Raw genomic sequence first — 18,044 nt, forward strand, 5'->3', positions numbered from 1 at the left:
ATGCCTCGGCGTGCCCCTGCGTGACCGGTGCGCGCTGTCCGCCATCGCGACACCGAGACCCGGTCTCCCGGCGGGCCGGGTTCACGCCCCGGTGTTGGCCCCGCCCCAAGGCGAAACTCCGTCACGCCAGGTGGAACACGGCGCCGCCAGGTGTCGCGCAGGGCACCGCCCCTTGGCACGACGCGGCCCGGCGATGCCGCTGCGCACGCGCTGGCGGCACCGCCGGGCCCGGTGTCCTGTGTAGATCTACTGTGGATCTACTCGGTCACCTTCAGCAGCTTGTTGGGCGTTCCGCTGCTCGGGTTGGTGATCTTGTCGCCGGTTGCCGCGCCGGTGAGCGCGGTGGCGACCTCGGCGGGAGTGGCGTCCGGGTGACCGGCCAGGTAGACGGCGGCGGCTCCAGTGACATGGGGGGTGGCCATGGAGGTGCCGGAGATCGTCTTGGTCCCCTGGTCGCTGTCGTTCCAGTCAGAGGTGATGTCCGAGCCCGGCGCGTACAGGTCCACGATCGAGCCGAAGTTGGAGAAGTCCGACTGGGCGTCGTCCTTGGTGCTGGACGCCACCGTGATGGCCTCGGGGACCCGGGCCGGTGACCCCTGCCCCGCGTCCGCCGACTCGTTGCCTGCGGCGACCGCGAAGGTGACGCCGGAGGCGATGGCCTTCTTGACCGCCTCGTCGAGAGCGGGGTCCGCGCCGCCGCCGAGGCTCATGTTGGCCACCGAGGGGCCCTGGTGGTTCTGGGTCACCCAGTCGATGCCGGCGACGACCTGCTCGGTGGTGCCCGAGCCGTTGTCGTCGAGCACACGAACCGCGACGATCTTGGCCTTCTTGGCCACACCGTGGGAGGCACCGGCGATGGTTCCCGCCACATGGGTGCCGTGGCCGTTGCCGTCGTCGGCCGTGTCGTCGTTGTCGACGGCGTCGAAGCCGGAGGCGGCGCGGCCCTCGAAGTCCTTGTGGCTGATGCGTACGCCGGTGTCGATGACGTACGCGGTCACTCCTTCCCCGGCCTTGTCCGGGTAGGTGTACTTGCCATCGGCGGCCGTGTCGTTCTGGTCTATGCGGTCCAGGCCCCAGGACGGTGGGTTGTCCTGGGTGGCACTGATGTGGAACTTCTTGTTCTGGACCACCTTGGACACCGAGGGGTCGGCCGCGAGGCGCTTGGCCTCCGTCTCGGTCAGACTGCCGGCGGAGAAGCCGTTGACAGCCGAGCCGTAGGTCCGGCCGATCTTGCCACCGTACTCGGCGGCCAGATCCCGCTTCTCGGCCGTGGACGCCTTCTGGTCCAGAAGGACGATGTAGCTGCCGGCCACGGCTCCTTCGGCGTTCAGACCGTAGACCTTGCCCTCCGCGGGCTGTCCCGCCTGAGCAAGGGGGGACACATAAAGGCCGGTGCCGACGACGGTTGCGACGGCCGCGATCGCGGTGACGATCTTGGCCTTGCCTGAGCGTTTGTGATGCGCCGTCAAGAGGGGTCTCCTCGTGAAGTGGGGGGATTTACGTTCGAACGGCAGCGCTGCGCGTGCTGAGGAGACTGCCGACTTGTCGCGAGCAGATCAATCTCTTGGTGCGCCCTCGACGCCCTGCGGATGATCGACCTCCACGAGATTCACGCACATTCGAAGCAACCCGAGCGCAAATGTGCAGCGCTGAACGCTGGTTGAATCACCAAGGAACGGTCCAGGATTATCTGTGCCGATTCCTTCACCGTCTGGTCACGTTCGGTGGATTGAGCGTCACCTGGCACAGCGCGCGCAGTGTCGCGGGTAAGAGCAGAGGCGGCATGTCGTCACACGCACAGACGATCGCCGAACTGTGTTGCCCCCCAACATGTGCGCCTGACCTGCGACCATTCACCAGCCCCGTGGACGCGGATCCACAACAGCACGCCCTACAGCTGCGGAAGCACCTCACCGGCGATGAGTTCCAGGTGGTCGAGGTCGTGAAAGTCGATCAGTCGCAGATGGATACGGCCTGCGCCGATCGCGGAGAACTCGCCGAGCCGCTCCACGAGCTGGGCCGGGGATCCGACCACCGCATCCTCCGGCGGCAGTGCGCTCTTGACATGCAGCGGGGCGGCCCGCCGTTGCGCCTCCGCGTCGGTACGGCCGATGGCGACCACGACCCCGGCCGAGAGCAGCAGCGGCGGCTGACCGGCGCCGGCCCGTCCGGTCCGCTCGCACGCCTCTGCAACCCGCTGGTACGCCCGGGCAGTCTCCGCCACCGACTTGAAGGGCATGTTGAATTCGTCCGCATACCGAGCGGCCAGCTCCGGGGTGCGCTTGAGGCCGCGGCCCCCGACGATGATCGGCGGTGCCGGCACCTGAACGGGCTTCGGCAGGACAGGCGCGTCGACCAGCTGGTAGTGGTCGCCGCGATGGCTGAAGGTCTCACCGACCGGTGTCCGCCACAGGCCGGTGATCACCGCCAACTGCTCCTCCAGCCGATCGAACCGCTCCGAGGCGGGTGGGAACGGGATGCCGTACGAGGTGTGTTCCCGTTCGTACCAGCCCGCGCCGAGGCCCAGCTCGACCCGCCCCCCGCTCATCCGGTCGACCTGAGCCACCATCACGGCAAGCGGGCCCGGCAACCTGAAGGTGGCCGAGGTGACCAGGGTGCCCAGCCGGATCCGGGAGGTCTCCCGGGCGAGCGCGCCCAACGTGAGCCAAGCGTCGGTAGGGCCTGGCAGCCCGGGATCGGCGCCCATCGTCTGGAAGTGATCGGCCCGGAAGAAGCCCTCGAACCCGCCGGCTTCGACGAGTCGCGCGAAGCGCAGCTGATCCTCGTACTCGGCGCCGCGCTGCGGCTCGGTGAAGACGCAGATCCGCAGGCTCATCGCCCCTCCGTTTCAGCCGACGTGGATGTGTCCCGTTCCATCAGCAGCTCGTGCAGATCGGCGCTGCACCGGGCAACTTCGCCCAGGTACGCGGTTCGGCCCAGCGTCCTCGGCCGGGGAATGGCGACGTCGACGATCTTGCGGATCCGGCCCGGGCGCGGGCTGAGCACCACAACCCGGTCGGCGAGCACCACGGCCTCGTCTATCGAGTGGGTGACGAAGACGACTGTTGAGGAGTTTTCGATGTGGATGCGCTGCAGCTCCACCGCGAGGTCCGCGCGGGTCAGCGCGTCGAGTGCGGAGAACGGTTCGTCCATGAGCAGCACCCGGGGCTCGCCCAACAGGGACCGGCACAGTGCGACACGCTGCTGCATCCCGCCGGAGAGTTCGTGCGGCCGGTGCTTCTCGAAGCCGCCGAGGCCGGCCGTCTCCAGCAACCGCTTCGCCCGGTCGCGGTACTCGGCCTTGTTCCAGCCGAAGATCTCCACGGGCAGCAGGACGTTGTCGAGGACGGACCGCCAGGGCAGCAGCGCCGGCCGCTGGAACAGCATGGCGACATCCCGCCGGGCTCCGGTCACTCGCTCGCCGCCGATGGCGATCTCGCCCTCGGTGACCGGCAGTAGCCCGGCGATCAGCCGGAGCAGTGTCGACTTGCCGCAACCGGACCGGCCCACCACCGCCACGAACTCGCCCTCGGCGATGTGAAGTCCGATGTCCTGGAGCGCCACCGTGGAACCGGACCGGCTGGTGAAGCTCCGGGAGACGCCGGTGAGTCTGATCATCCGGCGGTCTCCCCATCCACTGGCGATCGCCATGTCGGCCGGTTCGTAACGCCCAGTCAGGCTACCCGCAGCAGGTCGCTCGGCGGTACCTGTCGTCATGTCTGCGCATGCTCCAACGCCCCAGATCTGGTCCACGGCTGGCCCACAACTACCGTGCCCTCGTACGCTGTTGCCCGCACCGAGTGTCATGCTCGCGGCGGTTCGGTCACGCCGTTCGGTCTCGTCTGTCTCGACGCCCCTCCGCCGGCACAGTCGGCGGTCGGAAAGGACAACACTGTGCGCATGATGAGATTCGCCCGTGCGGTCGCCGCGGTAGCCCTGACCACAGCGCTGGCGCTGGTGGCGGGATGTGGCGGCTCGGATTCCGACACAGGGGACGGTGAAGACGGCAAGGCACTGAAGAAGGTGACTTACCTGACCTCGTTCGGCAACTTCGGCCGGGACGCGTACGCCTGGGTAGCGAAGGACAAGGGGTTCTTCGAAGAGGCCGGCTTCGACGTGGAGATCAAGCCGGGCCAGGGCACCGGCGGCGTGATTCCGGCCGTGGTGAGTGGCCAGGCGCAGTTCGGCCCGATCGACCTGACGGGAGGTCTGCTGCACATGGGCAGCGGTCAGGCGAAGGACTTCGTCGCGGTGGCCGCCATCCAGCAGCGCACCATGGCCGCGATCGCCACCACCGAGGGCAACGGCATCGCCACTCCGAAGGACCTCGAGGGCAAACGGCTCGCCGACACGCCCGGCTCGGTCGTCCGCAACCTTTTCCCGACGTACGCCCGACTGGCCGGAGTGGACGCCGACAAGGTGACCTGGGTCAACGGCGAGGCACAGACCCTGATGGGCACGCTCGCCGGCGGCTCGGTGGACGGCATCGGCCAGTTCGTGGTGGGTAAGCCGACCATCGAGGCGGTGACCAAGAAGAAGGCCGTCCTGCTGCCGTACAGCGACGTGATACCCGACCTCTACGGAAACGTGCTGATCACGTCGAAGAAGATCGCCGAGCAGGATCCGGAGATGGTGAAGCGGTTCACCAACGCGCTGCTCAAGGGCTTGGAGTACAGCCTGGCCAACTCGAAGGAAGCCGCCGAGATCCTTGAGCGGAACGTGGACGCCACGAACCCGACCGCCGCGGCCGCCGAGTTGGAGTTGATGGCCGAGTACGTCACGCCGGGCACTTCCGGCACGGCGATCGGGACGCTGGACTCCGCGCGTGTCGCGAGGAGCATCACGATCCTGGAGCGAGCGGGCGCGCTGCGGCAGGGAATGACCCCGGAGCAGATCATCGACTTCGACCTGGTGCCGAAAGCCTGATCGCGCCGCGCTGGAGAAGGACCGCGCTGGGAGAAGGACGGGATGACCGAACTGTCGAAGCCGCAGCAGGGCTCGGCGGCGGGCCCGGAGCCGGTGCCCGGGCCGCCAGTCGGTCCACGGCGCAGGACGGGCCTCGGTGCCGTGCTGCTGCCTTTGGCCGGGCTGCTGATCGCGCTCGGCGTGTGGTGGCTTCTCACCTCAGTGCTGGAGGTGATCCACCCGGCAGTGCTGCCTCCGCCGGGTGCCGTGCTCTCGGCGTTCGCCGCATCCCCGGTCCGGTTCCTGGAGCATGCCGGCGACACCACGGTGGAGACGGTTGTCGGGTTCGTCCTCTCCAGCGCTTGCGGTGTTCTGATCGGACTGTCGCTGGCGGGCTCGCGGGTACTGGAGCGAATGTTCACGCCGCTGCTGGTCGCCGTCAACACGGTTCCGAAGATCGCGCTCGGGCCGCTGTTGGTGGGAGCGCTCGGCTGGGGGCCGAAGCCGGTCCTGACCATGGTGTTCCTGCTCTGCTTCTTCCCGATCGTGCTGTCCACCGCGACCGGCCTCACGTCGACCCCGGCCGACCTGGCGGAGTTGGCGCGCTCGCTGGACGCCTCGCGCTGGCAGGCGTTCCGGAAGGTACGGTTGCCCGCCGCACTGCCGCAGATCTTCGTCGGTCTGAAGGTGGCCATGCCTCTCGCCGCGATCGGCGCTGTCATCGGCGAGTTCCAGGCCGGTGAGTCCGGGCTGGGCTATCTGATCGTGCAGGCGGGTGGGGTCGGCGACACCGCCACCGCGTGGGCCGCGATCATCCTGATCGGATTGATGAGCATCCTGCTCTACTTCGCTTTGGTGTTGTTGGAACGGTTCGCGCTGCCCTGGGTCAGGGACACCACCTCGCGCAGGTGAAGCGGCTGAGCTCGTGCAAGGCGTAGTCGGGGTCGGCTTCACGCAGCGCGCGCGGTAGGCCGGGCGCGCGGTCGGCGAGCAGGCTTGCGCAAGTACACCAGGCCGACCAGGGCACGTTGGTGTGGCGGGAGCTTGCAGCGACGGTCACCCTCGCGGGTGACGATGAGCATGGTTACCCACTCGACCAGGGCATGGGGCAGGTCGAGAACGGCAGGATAGGAAACCAACAAGGCTCCTGCGCCAGAGAGTTGAGACGTCGAACACCTCCCTCAACGGCACGGGAGCCTTGTCCGTTGCGGACGGCTACATCGTCACCCGATCAGTGACCACACTGAAACAGCTCAGTGATTTCAGAGATTGATTTCAGAGCATGATGAGCAGACGTGTATTCGGCTTGAGTTTCCTGTTCACCGAACGACTCTGTACGTATACCTCCAGCTTGGGGTTGTTCCCCGCTTTCACGGAGACGGTCCCCTGGACGTCCGTACCGAAAAGAAGGCTGCGTGCCGCGTCGCCCGTATAGGCTCGGTCGGTGTCCTTTTCGACCACGACAACTTCCTTGTTCTGCTGAACCTGAGCTCGGGCGCCCAGCTGGTAGTAACACGAACCACGTTCGTACGTCACGCCTGGATGCGAGTTGACGAAGGGACGGATCTCGACCTCCTTGTCGACTTTCAGGAGCCGGTACTTGTCGGCCGGAATCGGTTCGAGGTTCGCCCGCACCTCGTCAACCGATATGTCCTGACCGACGGCGAACAGGTTCTTCGTGCCGCGCACCCCCTGCTCGCGCCCGCGCAGGAAGCTGGTGGCGGCAGCGCGCACGGTGCCGATCGCCTCCTCGACACCCTTCTGGGAGTCCGCATCCCAGATGGCGATGTTCCCGGCAGGGAAGCCATAGTTCTGGGCGGTCCGCTTGGCCAGGGAGTTCGGAACGAGGATCGCGGAAGTCCAGTGGCCCGGCAGCCCGCCCATCTTCGCCGTGATCCTGTCGAGCCAGGGGCCGAGGATGGCCATGTCGCCGTCGTGCCGCCTGTCGCCGCCGGAGGCGTTCTCCTCGCCGTCCGTCACAACGATCTGGAGGAAGCTGTGCTCGCCGTATTCCTCCCAGATATGACCCAGGTCGTCCAGGGACTTCAGAGAAGCCTCGATGAGGGCCGTAGCGCCATTGTTGACCTGGTACAGCCCGCGCATGGACGGCAGATGCTTCACGTCCATGTCCCAGACCAGATTCTCCACCCTGTGGTCAAAGGAATAGAGGCTGATCCGGGTCTCGTGGCCGAGGCTGTCCGACTCGGCCTTCAACCCTGCCACGAACTCGTCCACAACTCGAATGAGTTGGCTCTGGTGCGGACGCATTGAACCCGAACAGTCCACCACCAGCGCGACGTGATTCACCTTGTGCTGGATCTTGTTTGCGGACATGTTTGTGCTCCCCCTTCGAGGCTCCCCGAGTGATGTCTCCACTCTATGGGGAGGCACTGACAACGGCCTTTGACGCTCAATCACCTGACTGCATCCAGCGCCTTGTCCGGCACCCAGGAGACGCCCGCCGATCGCCCATCGCAGCTCACCGGAAGCGGACCATCATGCTGCTTCCAAGCAACCCCACGCGGCCTCAGCGCGGTGGCCGGCACAGGCACCTTGACCGTGAGGTTCTGGCTGCGATCGTGTTCGTTGCGACGCCCGGCTGTACTTGGCAGCAGCTGCCTGCCGGATCGTTCGGTCGGTCCGGCGCGACGGTTCACCACCGCTTCATGGTGGGGACGAAGGCCAGGGTGGGAGCGAAGCTCCACCACCTGGCCCTCGACGAACTGGGCTGCCGCGGCGAGTTGGACTGCTCTCGATGCACGATCGACTCGGTGAACATGCGCACCATGAAGAGGGGGGCCTGACAGGCGGCAAACACCACCAGCACGGCATGAACGTGCAGGTGATCGCCGACCCGTCCGGGAACCTGCTGTGGGCATCACCCGCGCTGCCCGGCACGGTCCACGACATCCGGGCGGCCCGCACCCACGGCATCATCGGCGCCCTCGCCAAGCCGACATCCCGAGCTGGGCCGACAAGGCGTACCAAGGCGCTGGCGGCACCGTCCGGGTGCCTTATCGGGGCCGATGGGAGAACCGTCGGCCGATCAGCAAGCCGTCAACCACCGACCCAGTGACCAACGTCGGCTGCCCCGCGCCCAGCTGCCATGAGCGCAGTCGCAGGGCCTCGGTGGTGCTGGAAAGCCCCGGCTATCCGGAAGCTCCAGCAGAGTCGGCGTGCCCAGGACGAAGTGGCGGTGGGACACGAGGTAGCAGCTTGCTGCCGGGTGGACGCCTTGACGCGCCTTCCGAGGACTCGCTCCCATTGCCGCGCTCTCCGGCTCCCACGTGACTGGCAATGAAGTGGTCGGCCAGAGAGGCCGGAAGGCGTTCGTGGCGGGCAGTTTCTTGTTGCGCTGGCGCCCTGTCCCTGGAAGGGGACTGTTTCCGTGCGCGGGGTGCGCACACGGGCATGCCTGCGTGCGTGAATGCCACGACGTGCTGCCATGCACCCCTGACCAGGGTTCTTTCCTTGCGGAGAGGGGATGAGGCGTATGGAGCATGCATCGTTTACCGCTCCGGAGTGGCGTTCACAAGGGCACCCCGCCTGCACGCCTTGCCTCCTGACAGAGGCTGGCCCTGCCCCAGCGGTCCACGGTGCCATGAAGCGAATCCACTCCCGTGATCAGCCCTTGATGGGGCTGTGTGTCCCTGCTCCATGAGGCTTGCCATGACCGTTTCGACGCCCGCGTCACGCTCCGTTCCGGCAATAGGGTCCGATGTGTTCGGTGCCGGTACGGCGGACCTGGTGGAGTACACAGGTGCGCGCATCGCGCTGCGTACGCTGCTCGCCGAGGGAGTGGACACCCTTTTCGGTATCCCGGGCGGCGCGGTCCTCCCGCTCTACCAGGAGTTACACACCGAGCCTGCCCTCCGGCACATCCTCGTCCGTCACGAGCAGGGTGCCGGCCATGCGGCACGGGGCTACGCCCAGGCCGGCCGGCGCCTGGGGGTCTGCGTCGCCACCTCCGGTCCGGGAGCAACGAATCTCATCACTCCGCTGATGGACGCCTTCATGGACTCGATCCCCGTGCTGGCGCTGACGGGGCAGGTGCCCCATCACCTGTTGGGCACGAGCGCGTTCCAGGAGACCGACATCTGCGCGATTGCCGCTCCCGTGACGAAGGAGGCCGTGCAGGTCACCGATGCGGCCGACATCGCAGGGGCGCTGCCGCACGCCGTGCGTACCGCGCTCGGGGGCCGGCCCGGCCCTGTCCTGGTCGACATCACCAAGGACGCCCTCCAGGACAAGGCTCGCCAACTGCCTGGCGGCGGCCAGCCGGTGCCCGCGCCCGCGCCGCCCGCTCCCGATGAGACCGCGACCCTGGTGCATGTACTCCTCTGCTCGCCGGCCCGTTATCTACGCCGGTGGCGGGATCATCGCCGCCGGCGCCCACCGTGCACTGGTCGACCTCGCCGAGACGCTCCAGGCGCCGGTGGTCACCACTCTCATGGCGCGCGGTGCGTTCCCCGATACCCATCCCCTGTATCTGGGCATGCCCGGTATGCACGGCAGCGTCGCAGCGGTGGCCGCGCTCCAGCACGCGGACCTCATCGTCACCCTCGGAGCCCGCTTCGACGACCGAGTCACCGGGGACCTGACCACCTTCGCTCCCGAGGCCGCGGTCATGCACATCGACATCGACCCTGGGGAGATCTCCCGCAAACGGCACGCCGACCACGCCCTCATCGGCGACCTGGCCGTGGTGCTGCCCTTGCTCGCCGAACAGGCGGCAGCCCACCGGCAAAAGCCGCGTACGGGCGCCTGGCTACGCTGCGTCGACGGCTGGAAACGCCGCTATCCGAGCGGCTACGAGACCCAGCCCGGCACACTGGCCGCGCAGTTCGTACTCGAACGGCTCGCGGCCGCCTCCGGCCCCGGCACCATCTACACAACAGGGGTGGGCCAGCATCAGATGTGGGCCGCCCAGTATCTGCGGCCCCCCGCACCGGGGACGTTCATCACCTCCGGCGGAGCCGGCACCATGGGGTTCGCCATCCCGGCCGCGCTCGGCGCCAAGGCCGCCCGTCCTGGGGCGGATGTATGGGCCGTGGACGGTGACGGCTCGTTCCAGATGACCTGCTGCGAACTGGCGACCTGCGCCGCCACGGGGCTGCCCGTAAAGGTCGCCGTGATCAACAACGGCGTCCTCGGCATGGTCCGCCAGTGGCAGACCCTGTTCTACGACGGCGACCACGCCCAAACCGACCTCGGCACCAACAACCGGCGTCCCGACATCGTCAAGATCGCCGAGGCCAACGGGTGCACGGGACTGCGCTGCGAGCGAGCCGAGGACGTCGGCACCGTCCTCGCCGCGGCACACAAGGTCACCGACCGCCCGGTCGTCATCGACTTCGTGGTCTCCCCGGACGAGATGGTGTGGCCGATGGTCCCTCCAAGCGTGCCCAATGACGACATCCTCGTCGCCCGCGACCTACGGCCCACCTTCGCACCGGACTGAACACCGCCCAGGGAGGCAGGATGCCACCGTCCACCGACAAGACCACGACCGTACCCACCGGCATACGGCAGTCGGCACAAGAACCGCAGCCCGCACGGGTGCCTGCACAGCGACAGGCCCCAAAAGCGCCACAGGCCACCACCATGGCGTACGGCCCGCTGAACGTCCCACTCCCGTGGCACGGCACCGAGATCGCCACCATGGAATTCCAGCAGATCTCCCTGCCGTCGCACGCGTCAACCGGCTGGCACTACCACCACGGCCCCCTGCTGGTCACCGTGCACCAAGGGACCCTGCGCCGCCCACTCGCCGACGGCACCGTCACCGCCCACCCGGCCGGCACGAGCTTCGTCGAACCACCCGGCCCCAGCAACATCCACACCGGCCACAACCCCGACAGCACCACCGTCATCCTGTGGTGCCTGTTCCTCCTCCCACCCGGCAGCCCCCTATCCGTACCGGTCCAGGAACCAGGTACGGCACGGCCTGCGGCACCACCGACCTGACCCTCCTCACACATCAGCAGCCAGTCCTTAGGATCCGCAGCCCCCATGACGATCCGGGCAAGAATGTCTGGCCGTTCCTGATCGACCCGGACGACATCACCCGGATCTACTTCCGCAATCCCGTCACCCGCGCGTGGCACACGCTGATCTGGGAGCACGCCCCGGCGGCGCGGATGCCGTTGAGTGAGGACGCCTTGGTCTTCGCCCGAAGGCCGGCCGTTGCGAAGTACCGCTGTCCGATGACCGGCTGGCCGTCGCGGACCTGTTGGAGCGCTGGACCGCTGGAACCTGGGGCTGGGTACGACGCCGGCCGAACGGCGTATGGCCCTGCGCCTGTCCCGTGAACAGGCCGCCCCCGACCTGCCCGACGCCGGCGAACCGGAGGCCTGTATCACTACCGTCCGTACGCCGTGCCCTGGGCGACGAACCGGGACCGTCGGCGTCTGAGAAGCCCGAGCCGGCCGCGGAGATGGGCGATGACGACGAGACCGACGTTGACGACTTCCACGCCGACGCTTTGGAGGACGTATGAACGCGCCCTCGGAGCAAGCGAGTCCGGCGGTTCTGGCGCTGTCGCGCAAGGAGGATTTCAAGGCGTTCTGTGACGCACCGGCCCGCACCCAGCCGCTGGCGCTGAGCCGGGATGAGCTGGAGGTCCTGGCTACGGCCGACCGGCACGCCTACAACCGTGTCCGGCGGCATTTCCGAGACTGGGCAAGACCACGGCAGTGCTCGCGTTCGCCCGGGAGTTCCACCTTCTTCGGGACAGCGAAGGAGTTCCTGGATCCTCTGGTCAAGCCCGTCCTGGCGCCACAGCGTGAAGTAGTAGGACACCCCCGACCAGGCCGGCAGGTCGTGGGGCAGGTAGCGCCACTGACAGCCCGTCCGGTTCTGGTAGAAGATCGCGTTCACGACCTCCCCGGAGATCGCAGGTCCCGGGGTCTCCGGTCGCCGACCGGCTCACCCGGTCCTGCTTCCAGGCAAATATGCCGATCAGTTGGGCCGAACAACACCAGTACCACGACCGGGCGATCATGAACCGAGAGGGGAGGGACGCAACGGCCTTTCAGGGGCTGTTGCGGCGCGGAAGGCGCTGGGGCTCACGCCCCGATGGCGTTTGAAGGCGGCGCTGAAGCCGAAGGCATCGGCGTAGCCGACAGACTTGGCGATCAGAGCGATGGAGGAGTCGGTGTCGGACAGGAGTGCCTCGGCCTCGTCCATACGGCACTCGGTGAGGTAGGTCAGCGGCGGGCGCCCCATCACCTCGGTGAAGCGTTTGGCGAACAGCGCTCGGGAGACACCGGATTTGGTGGCGAGCGCCTGTACCGTCCATCCCTTGGAGGGCCGGGCGTGGAAGGCTTCGAGGGCAGGGGCGAGGACTGGGTCGGCCAAGCCGCGGTACCAGTCGGGGGCCTCCGGGCCCGCCCGGTCGAACCAGGTACGCAGCGTACACACCAGGGCCCAGTCCAGCAGTCGGTCCATCAGAGCCTGGGAGCCGGCCGAGCGCAGGGCGGCGTCGGCGGCGGCCGTCTCCAGCCAGGCGCAGACCTCTGTGTCCTCGTTGATCACGAGTACGGGCGGCAACGCGCGGAGCAGTCGTTCATGGCGATGGCCCGAGGCGCGGTAGGCGCCCACGATCAGTGCGGTCGCTCCGTCCGGTTCGTTGCCCCAGCGGATCCCGCCGAGGTCTCGGGCAGTGCATTCGGCATCCGCTGCGAAGCACGCGATTTCGTACTCGACGTGTGGGCGGTCGAGGGTGGCCGGCTGGTCCACGAGGTGAAATGTGTCGGGGCCGCGCACGATGGCCGTGTCGCCGACACCGACTGCTTGTTCGGCGCCGTCGGGCAGCAGCAGGATGCCACCGCCCCGCAACACGCTGACCATCGTGAGCGGGGCGCCGTCGGCGAAGCGGATGGTCCAGGGCGCTTCCAGCACGGCGTGGCTGACGACCGAGCCCTCGGCCCGGATGCCACTGAGCAGCGCACTCAAAGGGTCCACGGATGGCATCGTAGACGAACTCCTATGCAGCGGAGCGTTTCTCCCATGGATCATCCAATTGATCACGGGTGTACTGGACTGGTCGAACTGACCGAGACCAGCCAGGAGAAACCGTGTCGCACCGCAGCAGCGCTGCCAGGACCGCCCTTGTGGTCATCGCACACCATCGGGCCGATTCCCTCACCGCGCACACCGCCCGCCGTACCGCCGCGCGACTCGAGACCGCCGGATACCGCGTCGACCTGCTCGACCTGCACGCCGAAGGGTTCGACCCGCGGATGAACGTGGCGGACCAGCCGGACTGGGGCAACCGGGAGAAGCCGTACTCGGACGAAGTCCAGGCCCATATGCAGCGCGTCCTCGACGCCGATGTCGTCGTCGCTGTGTTCCCCGTGTACTGGCAAAGCGTGCCCGCCCTCCTCAAGGGCTGGATCGATCGCGTGTGGAACTACGGATTCGCCTACGGCCGCAGCAAGCCCCGCCTGGCGGGCAAGCGCATACTGTGGCTGGGCCTGGCCGGCGCCACCTCCGACGACCCCATTACGGAGGGAATGCAGGCCGTGCTGGAGACCAACCTGAGCGAGGGCATCGCCTATTACTGCGGATTCTCCTACTCCTCCGTCGCCCTGCTCCCCGATGCCGAGGAGCGCCCGCAGAGCATCGATGCCGAGGGCAATCTGCTGGTCGGCGCCGCAGTTGCGGGAGCCGAGCGCGCGGCGCAGTATGCCGAGTTCGACCGACGCACGCGGAAGGCCGTGGAAGGGTTCCTTACGGCGGAACTGGTGACGGCCTGAGGACGGGCGCAGGCTCCCGCGCTGCCAGGTGCTACTCAGGCCCAACTTGATCGGCACTACGGCCCGCATCGACGAAGCGGCGATGCGGGCCGGACCGGGCTCTCTCCCAGAAGCGGACTTGACGACCTCTCATGTCCAGGAGGTCATCGTGGTGGTGCTGGACTGGGCAAGCCATGTACAGGCGCTTCCTTACGCGTTCAACAGTCCTGAGGCGGGCCGAGTACGCGGTGCAGGCCCGGCTCGATGTCCGGTGCGCTGATCGAGCCGTAGCCGAAGACGAAGCCCGGGCGCGCGGAGCGGTTCGCGGCGACCTCCGCCAGGGTGTAGACCGCCACACCGGATGCCCTGGCCCGGACGGCCCGGTCCGCGAGGGCGTCGGGCTCGGTGAGGTGGCCCCGGGTGAATGCGGTCACGTGCAGGCCCGCGGCGGACGGCACCAACTCGGCCAGGCCCGCGAAGTGGTCGGTGAGCGCCTGGGTGATGGCTCGGTGCCGGGTCGCGTACGTGTGCTGCATCCGGCGGACGTGCCGGGCGAGCAACCCGTCGTCGACGAAGCGGGCGAGCGCTGCCTGCGTGGGGACCGCTGTGTGCCAGTCCGCCGTGTACTTGGCGGTGCGCAGCGCTGTGCGCAATGGGGCGGGCGCCACCAGGAACCCGACGCGCAGGGAGGGCAGCATCACCTTGGAGAACGACCCCACATAGATGACGTGTCCGTCCCGGTCCAGACTCTTCAGCGTCTCCACCGGCCGCCCGCCGAACCGGAATTCGCTGTCGTAGTCGTCCTCGATCACCGCCGCGCCGTGCCGCCGCGCCCACCGCAGCAGCTCCGTTCTGCGCCGCAGGGACATCGGCATGCCGAGCGGGAACTGGTGGGCGGGGGTGACGTACACGGCGCGGGTGTCCGGCGGGATGGCGTCCACCAGCAGACCCTCGGCGTCCACCGGTACGCCCGTGACCTTGGCACCCTGCGCCATAAACGGCAGCCGGGCCGGTGGGTAGCCAGGCTCTTCAACGGCGACATGATCGCCCGGTTCGAGCAACACCCGCCCGATGAGGTCCAGAGCCTGCTGCGTGCCGGTGGTCACCAGCACGTCGTCCGGGCCGGTCCGCACACCGCGGGAGAGTCCGATGTGCCGGGCGAGCGCGGCCCGCAGACCGGCGTGGCCGGCCGGATCACCGTACCCGACCGCCCCGGCCGCCGAGAGGCGCAGTTCCCGGGAGATCAGTGGACGCCAGGCGTCGTACGGGAAGAGCCGGGCGTCCGGCAGGCCGACCCGGAAGTCGTGGGCCGCCGTAAGCGGTCCCGTGGTCTCCGGAGCTGCCCATGGGGACAAGCCCGCCCACAGGGCGCGCGGGCGCAGTCCCGAGCCGGTGGTGTCAGTGGTGGTCGCGGCCCCACGCGTGGGCAGGCCCGTCGTACGCACATAGGTCCCGGAGCCGACCCTGCTGTCCGCGTAGCCCTCGGCGACGAGCCGTTCGTAGGCGACGCCGACGGTGTTGCGGGCCACCGCGAGGCGGCGGCACAACTCCCGGGTCGGGGGCAGCCGCTCACCGGGCCGCAGCAGCCCGTCGTGGATCGCGGTGCGCAGTTGGCGGTAGATCTGGCCGGACAGGTCGCGCTGCCCGTCAAGCCTGACATGCACGTCCATCTCGGCTTTCCGTTCTCGGCTTTCCGTTCTCGGGTCGGCTGCGGTCGGCATTCAGTCCGGCAATTGGCTCAGTCATTTGGCAGCTCATTGGCTCTGGAGCTGAACCGCTGTGGGATTTTACGCTCCGGCCATGGACATACGACGACTTGACCGCCAGGCGCTGTTGCTGACTGGCGAGGTGGTCTCCCGCGTGAAGACCGACCACTTGAGGTTGGCGACGCCCTGCGCGGACTGGACCCTGTACGGCCTGCTTCGCCATCTGGTCAGCCAGAACGAGGGGTTCGCTGCCTCCGCCCGTGGCGCGGGTGAGCCGTGGGCCGTATGGCGCGACGGCGACCTCGGCGACGACCCGGCAGGAGCGTATGAGGCGTCGGTGGGCGAGGTCACCGCGGCGTTCGCGGAAGACGACGTGCTGGAGCGGCGGTTCGCGCTGCCGGAGGTCGGCGAGGGCTTCGTTGTCCCCGGACGGACAGCGATCGGCTTCCACCTGCTCGACTACGTGGCGCACGCCTGGGACATCGCGGTGACGATCGGCGCCCCTTGGGAGCCCACCGCCGAACTCACCTCCGCCGCGCTGCGCGTTGCCGCCCTGGTCCCGGACGAGGGTCGCGGGGCCGGTGCCGCGTTCCGCCGGCAGATCACCGCCTCCGACGACGCTCCGCAGGGCGACCGGTTGCTCGCCCTGCTCGGCCGCGACCCGTCCTGGACGCCGGGGCCATGCTGAGGAGCCGTTGGTGCCAGGGCCCGGCCGGGACCTTCCTTGGCGATGGCGCCGCGACGAATGGCGTCGACAGCGGCATGCGCGGTCGCCGGAGCGGCCGACTGATCGTCAGCGTCACCGACTTCACCAGCGATGCGTACCAGGACTTGCCCGGCATCGCGCGGCGCGGCTTCGCACTGCGGCGCCGCTGGCCGCATCTGGACGGAGCGGTCGGCATGTGGTTATGGATCGCGCCCTTGGCCCGGCGCTGCGGATCGGTCTCGGTGTGGACCGGGCGGCGGGCCCTGGCGGAGTTCGTACGCCTGCCGGAGCATGTCGCGATCATGGACGAGTACCGCGAGCGAGGCACGATCAGGTCGGTGATCTGGGAGTGCGAGAGTTTCGACGCGGCGCGGATCGGGCGCGACGCGGAGGCATGGCTGACGTCGGACGATCGCCGCCGTGCTGTGCCGGGGGGCCACGGCAATGCGGCTGACAACGGCTTCTCAGCTCAGGGGCCAAGATCATGAGCCCCTACATCATATGGGATCTCATTTCCATATCGGAATCTCACGGTCGATGTCGGGTGAGAGTCGGATCCGACATCGACCGTGAGAAACCGCAGTTCAGCGGTGTTCCATCTCAGCCGTGCTGCTGTCGGTGGGGGCCGCAAGCGATCGTCTCCGTCACGGCCTACTACCGGGGCGACATCACTCCATCGACTCCAGAATGCGGTCGAGTGTCCGGCGCCCCATTCTGCTCATCGTCGGATTGCTCTCGACGTAGTACCAGACAACACCCATCGCCTGTTCGAACGCCCATGCCTTGCCGCGCTCCCACTCCAGATCGTCACAGTCCAGTGTCCGCCGGAGCACTTCCCGCGGGCCTGGCTGCAACAGGTGCCAGGCACTGACCAGATCCAGCGCGGGGTCGGCCGGGCCGAAGCCACCGGTGTCGAGTACGCCGCCGAGCCGGTCCCCCACGACCAGTACATTGCCGGGGATGAGGTCACGATGGCTCATCACGTCGGCACCCGTGCGCGGCAACTCCCGAAGCCGGCCCCACACTTGACGCAGCCGCGGCACGTCGAGCAGCCCCCTACTCGCCTCGAAGCACTTCGCCATCCAGTCGTCGTGGTGAGCGAGAACGCCGCCACGCCCCTCGCCGTTGAAGAGCCGCCCCCGCGTCTCAGACTCCCGGAGGGCTGCGATGAAGGCCGCAAGGTCCTCGGCAAAAGCGTCCGACCCACTCGGGTCGGCATCAAAGGCGACCGTTCCCGGCAGCCATGTCTGGACCGACCACGGCATGGGGTAACCCACTCCAGGCCTTCCCAAGGCGACGGGTTCCGGGGCGGGGAACCGAGACACCTGTGCCAACTCCGCGCTCGCCTGGGCTTCCTGCTCCAAAACCGCCAGCGCCTCGGCAGCATCGGCCAGACGCAGTGGCAAACGCGCAGAGAGGTCGTTCCCGATGCGGAAGATGGCGTTGACCGTTCCAGTCGACGGAAGGAGTTGGATCGCCCTGCCGCTCCACTGTGGGAACTGTTCCTGGATCAAGGCCGCAACGGTTTCGGTGGTCACGTCCACCTGGTCATCGTGCATGGTCATCTCTCGCAGGCCCTTCCACCAGTCCAACCCGAAACGCCGGAAGCAGACCAGATCAACTGAGACGACAGCCAGTATTCCTACGCCAGGATCCAGATCAACTGATATTTCCGGCCGCCCAGGCGTCTCGACCGTTCTGGTCGCCCCAGGTCACAGCCGCGGCTTCGGACCAGATCACTTACGGCAGGACAAGCGGGCCGCGCCGCCGACAGGGGCGATTGCGCCGTTGATCTCCGACAGGATGCGAAACGCCGGACGTCCGACACTACGTGAGACAGCGGACAGACCCGCAAGTCAAGGGACCGCCGTCCCACATGAGCCGCGAGATCCTAAAATTCAACTCAGTCGCCGTGTCATCGAACCCAGTCGAAGATCTTCTTGACCTTGGCGTGCCAGGATGCCGGGGACACGACTGCCAGCACGTCGA

At 67.9% G+C, this 18,044-nt stretch carries 14 protein-coding genes and 5 pseudogenes; 10 read left to right on the plus strand and 9 right to left on the minus strand.

Going from position 1 to position 18,044, the window contains the following annotated elements; genetic code table 11:
• Positions 1 to 257: 257 nt before the first annotated feature.
• From AB5J49_RS03295 to AB5J49_RS03305, 3 genes are all read right to left on the minus strand, one after another.
• Entirely contained in the window at positions 258 to 1,469 is a 1,212-nt protein-coding gene (locus tag AB5J49_RS03295) for a S8 family peptidase (protein WP_369166959.1), read from the minus strand.
• A 422-nt stretch (positions 1,470 to 1,891) separates the two neighbouring features.
• On the minus strand, positions 1,892 to 2,836 hold the full coding sequence (locus tag AB5J49_RS03300; protein WP_369166960.1) for an LLM class F420-dependent oxidoreductase: 945 nt from the start codon (positions 2,834 to 2,836) through the stop codon (positions 1,892 to 1,894).
• Complete coding sequence (locus AB5J49_RS03305; protein WP_369166961.1) at positions 2,833 to 3,618, minus strand: ABC transporter ATP-binding protein; 786 nt, start codon at positions 3,616 to 3,618, stop codon at positions 2,833 to 2,835. The genes AB5J49_RS03300 and AB5J49_RS03305 overlap by 4 nt, the downstream gene beginning before the upstream one ends.
• 282 nt (positions 3,619 to 3,900) lie before the next feature.
• Here AB5J49_RS03305 and AB5J49_RS03310 point away from each other — a divergent pair, with 282 nt between their 5' ends.
• Both AB5J49_RS03310 and AB5J49_RS03315 read left to right on the plus strand, forming a co-directional pair.
• Positions 3,901 to 4,926 carry an ABC transporter substrate-binding protein gene (locus AB5J49_RS03310; protein ID WP_369166962.1) on the plus strand — a complete coding sequence of 342 codons (1,026 nt, stop codon included), beginning with the start codon at positions 3,901 to 3,903 and terminating at the stop codon, positions 4,924 to 4,926.
• Between the two features lie 42 nt (positions 4,927 to 4,968).
• Positions 4,969 to 5,817: an ABC transporter permease gene (locus AB5J49_RS03315; protein WP_369166963.1), complete on the plus strand. Its 849-nt coding sequence runs from the start codon at positions 4,969 to 4,971 to the stop codon at positions 5,815 to 5,817.
• Between the two features lie 16 nt (positions 5,818 to 5,833).
• Here AB5J49_RS03315 and AB5J49_RS03320 read toward each other — a convergent pair.
• Both AB5J49_RS03320 and AB5J49_RS03325 read right to left on the minus strand, forming a co-directional pair.
• Positions 5,834 to 6,044, minus strand: a pseudogene (locus tag AB5J49_RS03320) (IS5/IS1182 family transposase); the annotation flags it as partial.
• 136 nt (positions 6,045 to 6,180) lie between these two features.
• On the minus strand, positions 6,181 to 7,239 hold the full coding sequence (locus AB5J49_RS03325) for a VWA domain-containing protein (RefSeq protein WP_369166964.1): 1,059 nt from the start codon (positions 7,237 to 7,239) through the stop codon (positions 6,181 to 6,183).
• Between the two features lie 182 nt (positions 7,240 to 7,421).
• Here AB5J49_RS03325 and AB5J49_RS03330 point away from each other — a divergent pair.
• The 5 genes and pseudogenes from AB5J49_RS03330 to AB5J49_RS03350 all read left to right on the plus strand — a co-directional run.
• Positions 7,422 to 7,714: pseudogene (locus AB5J49_RS03330) on the plus strand (transposase); the annotation flags it as partial.
• Positions 7,715 to 7,967, plus strand: a pseudogene (locus AB5J49_RS03335) (transposase family protein); the annotation flags it as partial.
• Between the two features lie 607 nt (positions 7,968 to 8,574).
• Positions 8,575 to 8,949, plus strand: a pseudogene (locus tag AB5J49_RS03340) (thiamine pyrophosphate-binding protein); the annotation flags it as partial.
• Between the two features lie 286 nt (positions 8,950 to 9,235).
• Positions 9,236 to 10,366: a thiamine pyrophosphate-dependent enzyme gene (locus AB5J49_RS03345; RefSeq protein WP_369166965.1), complete on the plus strand. Its 1,131-nt coding sequence runs from the start codon at positions 9,236 to 9,238 to the stop codon at positions 10,364 to 10,366.
• Positions 10,367 to 10,386: 20 nt separating this feature from the next.
• On the plus strand, positions 10,387 to 10,872 hold the full coding sequence (locus AB5J49_RS03350; RefSeq protein ID WP_369166966.1) for a hypothetical protein: 486 nt from the start codon (positions 10,387 to 10,389) through the stop codon (positions 10,870 to 10,872).
• A gap of 798 nt (positions 10,873 to 11,670) precedes the next feature.
• Here the strand turns inward: AB5J49_RS03350 and AB5J49_RS03355 are convergent.
• Together AB5J49_RS03355 and AB5J49_RS03360 are read right to left on the minus strand one after the other, a co-directional pair.
• Positions 11,671 to 11,908, minus strand: a pseudogene (locus AB5J49_RS03355) (transposase); the annotation flags it as partial.
• Positions 11,905 to 12,879, minus strand: a complete 975-nt coding sequence (locus AB5J49_RS03360) for an AraC family transcriptional regulator (RefSeq protein ID WP_369166967.1) — start codon at positions 12,877 to 12,879, stop codon at positions 11,905 to 11,907. The pseudogene AB5J49_RS03355 and the gene AB5J49_RS03360, both read right to left, overlap by 4 nt.
• A gap of 104 nt (positions 12,880 to 12,983) precedes the next feature.
• Here AB5J49_RS03360 and AB5J49_RS03365 point away from each other — a divergent pair, with 104 nt between their 5' ends.
• The gene (locus tag AB5J49_RS03365) at positions 12,984 to 13,664 is read left to right on the plus strand and encodes an NAD(P)H oxidoreductase (RefSeq protein ID WP_369166968.1); all 681 of its coding nucleotides are present in this window, start codon (positions 12,984 to 12,986) and stop codon (positions 13,662 to 13,664) included.
• A 197-nt stretch (positions 13,665 to 13,861) separates the two neighbouring features.
• Here AB5J49_RS03365 and AB5J49_RS03370 read toward each other — a convergent pair whose 3' ends face one another.
• On the minus strand, positions 13,862 to 15,313 hold the full coding sequence (locus tag AB5J49_RS03370) for a PLP-dependent aminotransferase family protein (RefSeq protein ID WP_369166969.1): 1,452 nt from the start codon (positions 15,311 to 15,313) through the stop codon (positions 13,862 to 13,864).
• 130 nt (positions 15,314 to 15,443) lie between these two features.
• On the opposite strand from AB5J49_RS03370, the gene AB5J49_RS03375 reads away from it, so the two are divergent.
• Together AB5J49_RS03375 and AB5J49_RS03380 are read left to right on the plus strand one after the other, a co-directional pair.
• Positions 15,444 to 16,037 (plus strand): TIGR03086 family metal-binding protein, encoded by a 594-nt coding sequence (locus AB5J49_RS03375; RefSeq protein ID WP_369166970.1) that lies wholly within the window; start codon positions 15,444 to 15,446, stop codon positions 16,035 to 16,037.
• 74 nt (positions 16,038 to 16,111) lie between these two features.
• Positions 16,112 to 16,543 (plus strand): hypothetical protein, encoded by a 432-nt coding sequence (locus AB5J49_RS03380; RefSeq protein WP_369166971.1) that lies wholly within the window; start codon positions 16,112 to 16,114, stop codon positions 16,541 to 16,543.
• A 180-nt stretch (positions 16,544 to 16,723) separates the two neighbouring features.
• On the opposite strand, the gene AB5J49_RS03385 is transcribed toward AB5J49_RS03380, so the two are convergent.
• On the minus strand, positions 16,724 to 17,620 hold the full coding sequence (locus AB5J49_RS03385) for an aminoglycoside phosphotransferase family protein (protein WP_369166972.1): 897 nt from the start codon (positions 17,618 to 17,620) through the stop codon (positions 16,724 to 16,726).
• Positions 17,621 to 18,044: the final 424 nt, after the last annotated feature.

This window comes from Streptomyces sp. R28, assembly GCF_041052385.1.
Lineage (GTDB): Bacteria > Actinomycetota > Actinomycetes > Streptomycetales > Streptomycetaceae > Streptomyces.

Excerpts from the sequence above, each read along its gene's own strand:
- AB5J49_RS03300 (WP_369166960.1), bottom strand. The coding sequence starts at position 2,836 with ATGAGCCTGCGGATCTGCGTCTTCACCGAGCCGCAGCGCGGCGCCGAG.
- AB5J49_RS03305 (WP_369166961.1), bottom strand. The coding sequence starts at position 3,618 with ATGATCAGACTCACCGGCGTCTCCCGGAGCTTCACCAGCCGGTCCGGT.
- AB5J49_RS03310 (WP_369166962.1), top strand. The coding sequence starts at position 3,901 with ATGATGAGATTCGCCCGTGCGGTCGCCGCGGTAGCCCTGACCACAGCG.
- AB5J49_RS03315 (WP_369166963.1), top strand. The coding sequence starts at position 4,969 with ATGACCGAACTGTCGAAGCCGCAGCAGGGCTCGGCGGCGGGCCCGGAG.
- AB5J49_RS03325 (WP_369166964.1), bottom strand. The coding sequence starts at position 7,239 with ATGTCCGCAAACAAGATCCAGCACAAGGTGAATCACGTCGCGCTGGTG.
- AB5J49_RS03345 (WP_369166965.1), top strand. The coding sequence starts at position 9,236 with ATGTACTCCTCTGCTCGCCGGCCCGTTATCTACGCCGGTGGCGGGATC.
- AB5J49_RS03350 (WP_369166966.1), top strand. The coding sequence starts at position 10,387 with ATGCCACCGTCCACCGACAAGACCACGACCGTACCCACCGGCATACGG.
- AB5J49_RS03360 (WP_369166967.1), bottom strand. The coding sequence starts at position 12,879 with ATGCCATCCGTGGACCCTTTGAGTGCGCTGCTCAGTGGCATCCGGGCC.
- AB5J49_RS03370 (WP_369166969.1), bottom strand. The coding sequence starts at position 15,313 with ATGGACGTGCATGTCAGGCTTGACGGGCAGCGCGACCTGTCCGGCCAG.
- AB5J49_RS03375 (WP_369166970.1), top strand. The coding sequence starts at position 15,444 with ATGGACATACGACGACTTGACCGCCAGGCGCTGTTGCTGACTGGCGAG.
- AB5J49_RS03380 (WP_369166971.1), top strand. The coding sequence starts at position 16,112 with ATGCGCGGTCGCCGGAGCGGCCGACTGATCGTCAGCGTCACCGACTTC.
- AB5J49_RS03385 (WP_369166972.1), bottom strand. The coding sequence starts at position 17,620 with ATGACCATGCACGATGACCAGGTGGACGTGACCACCGAAACCGTTGCG.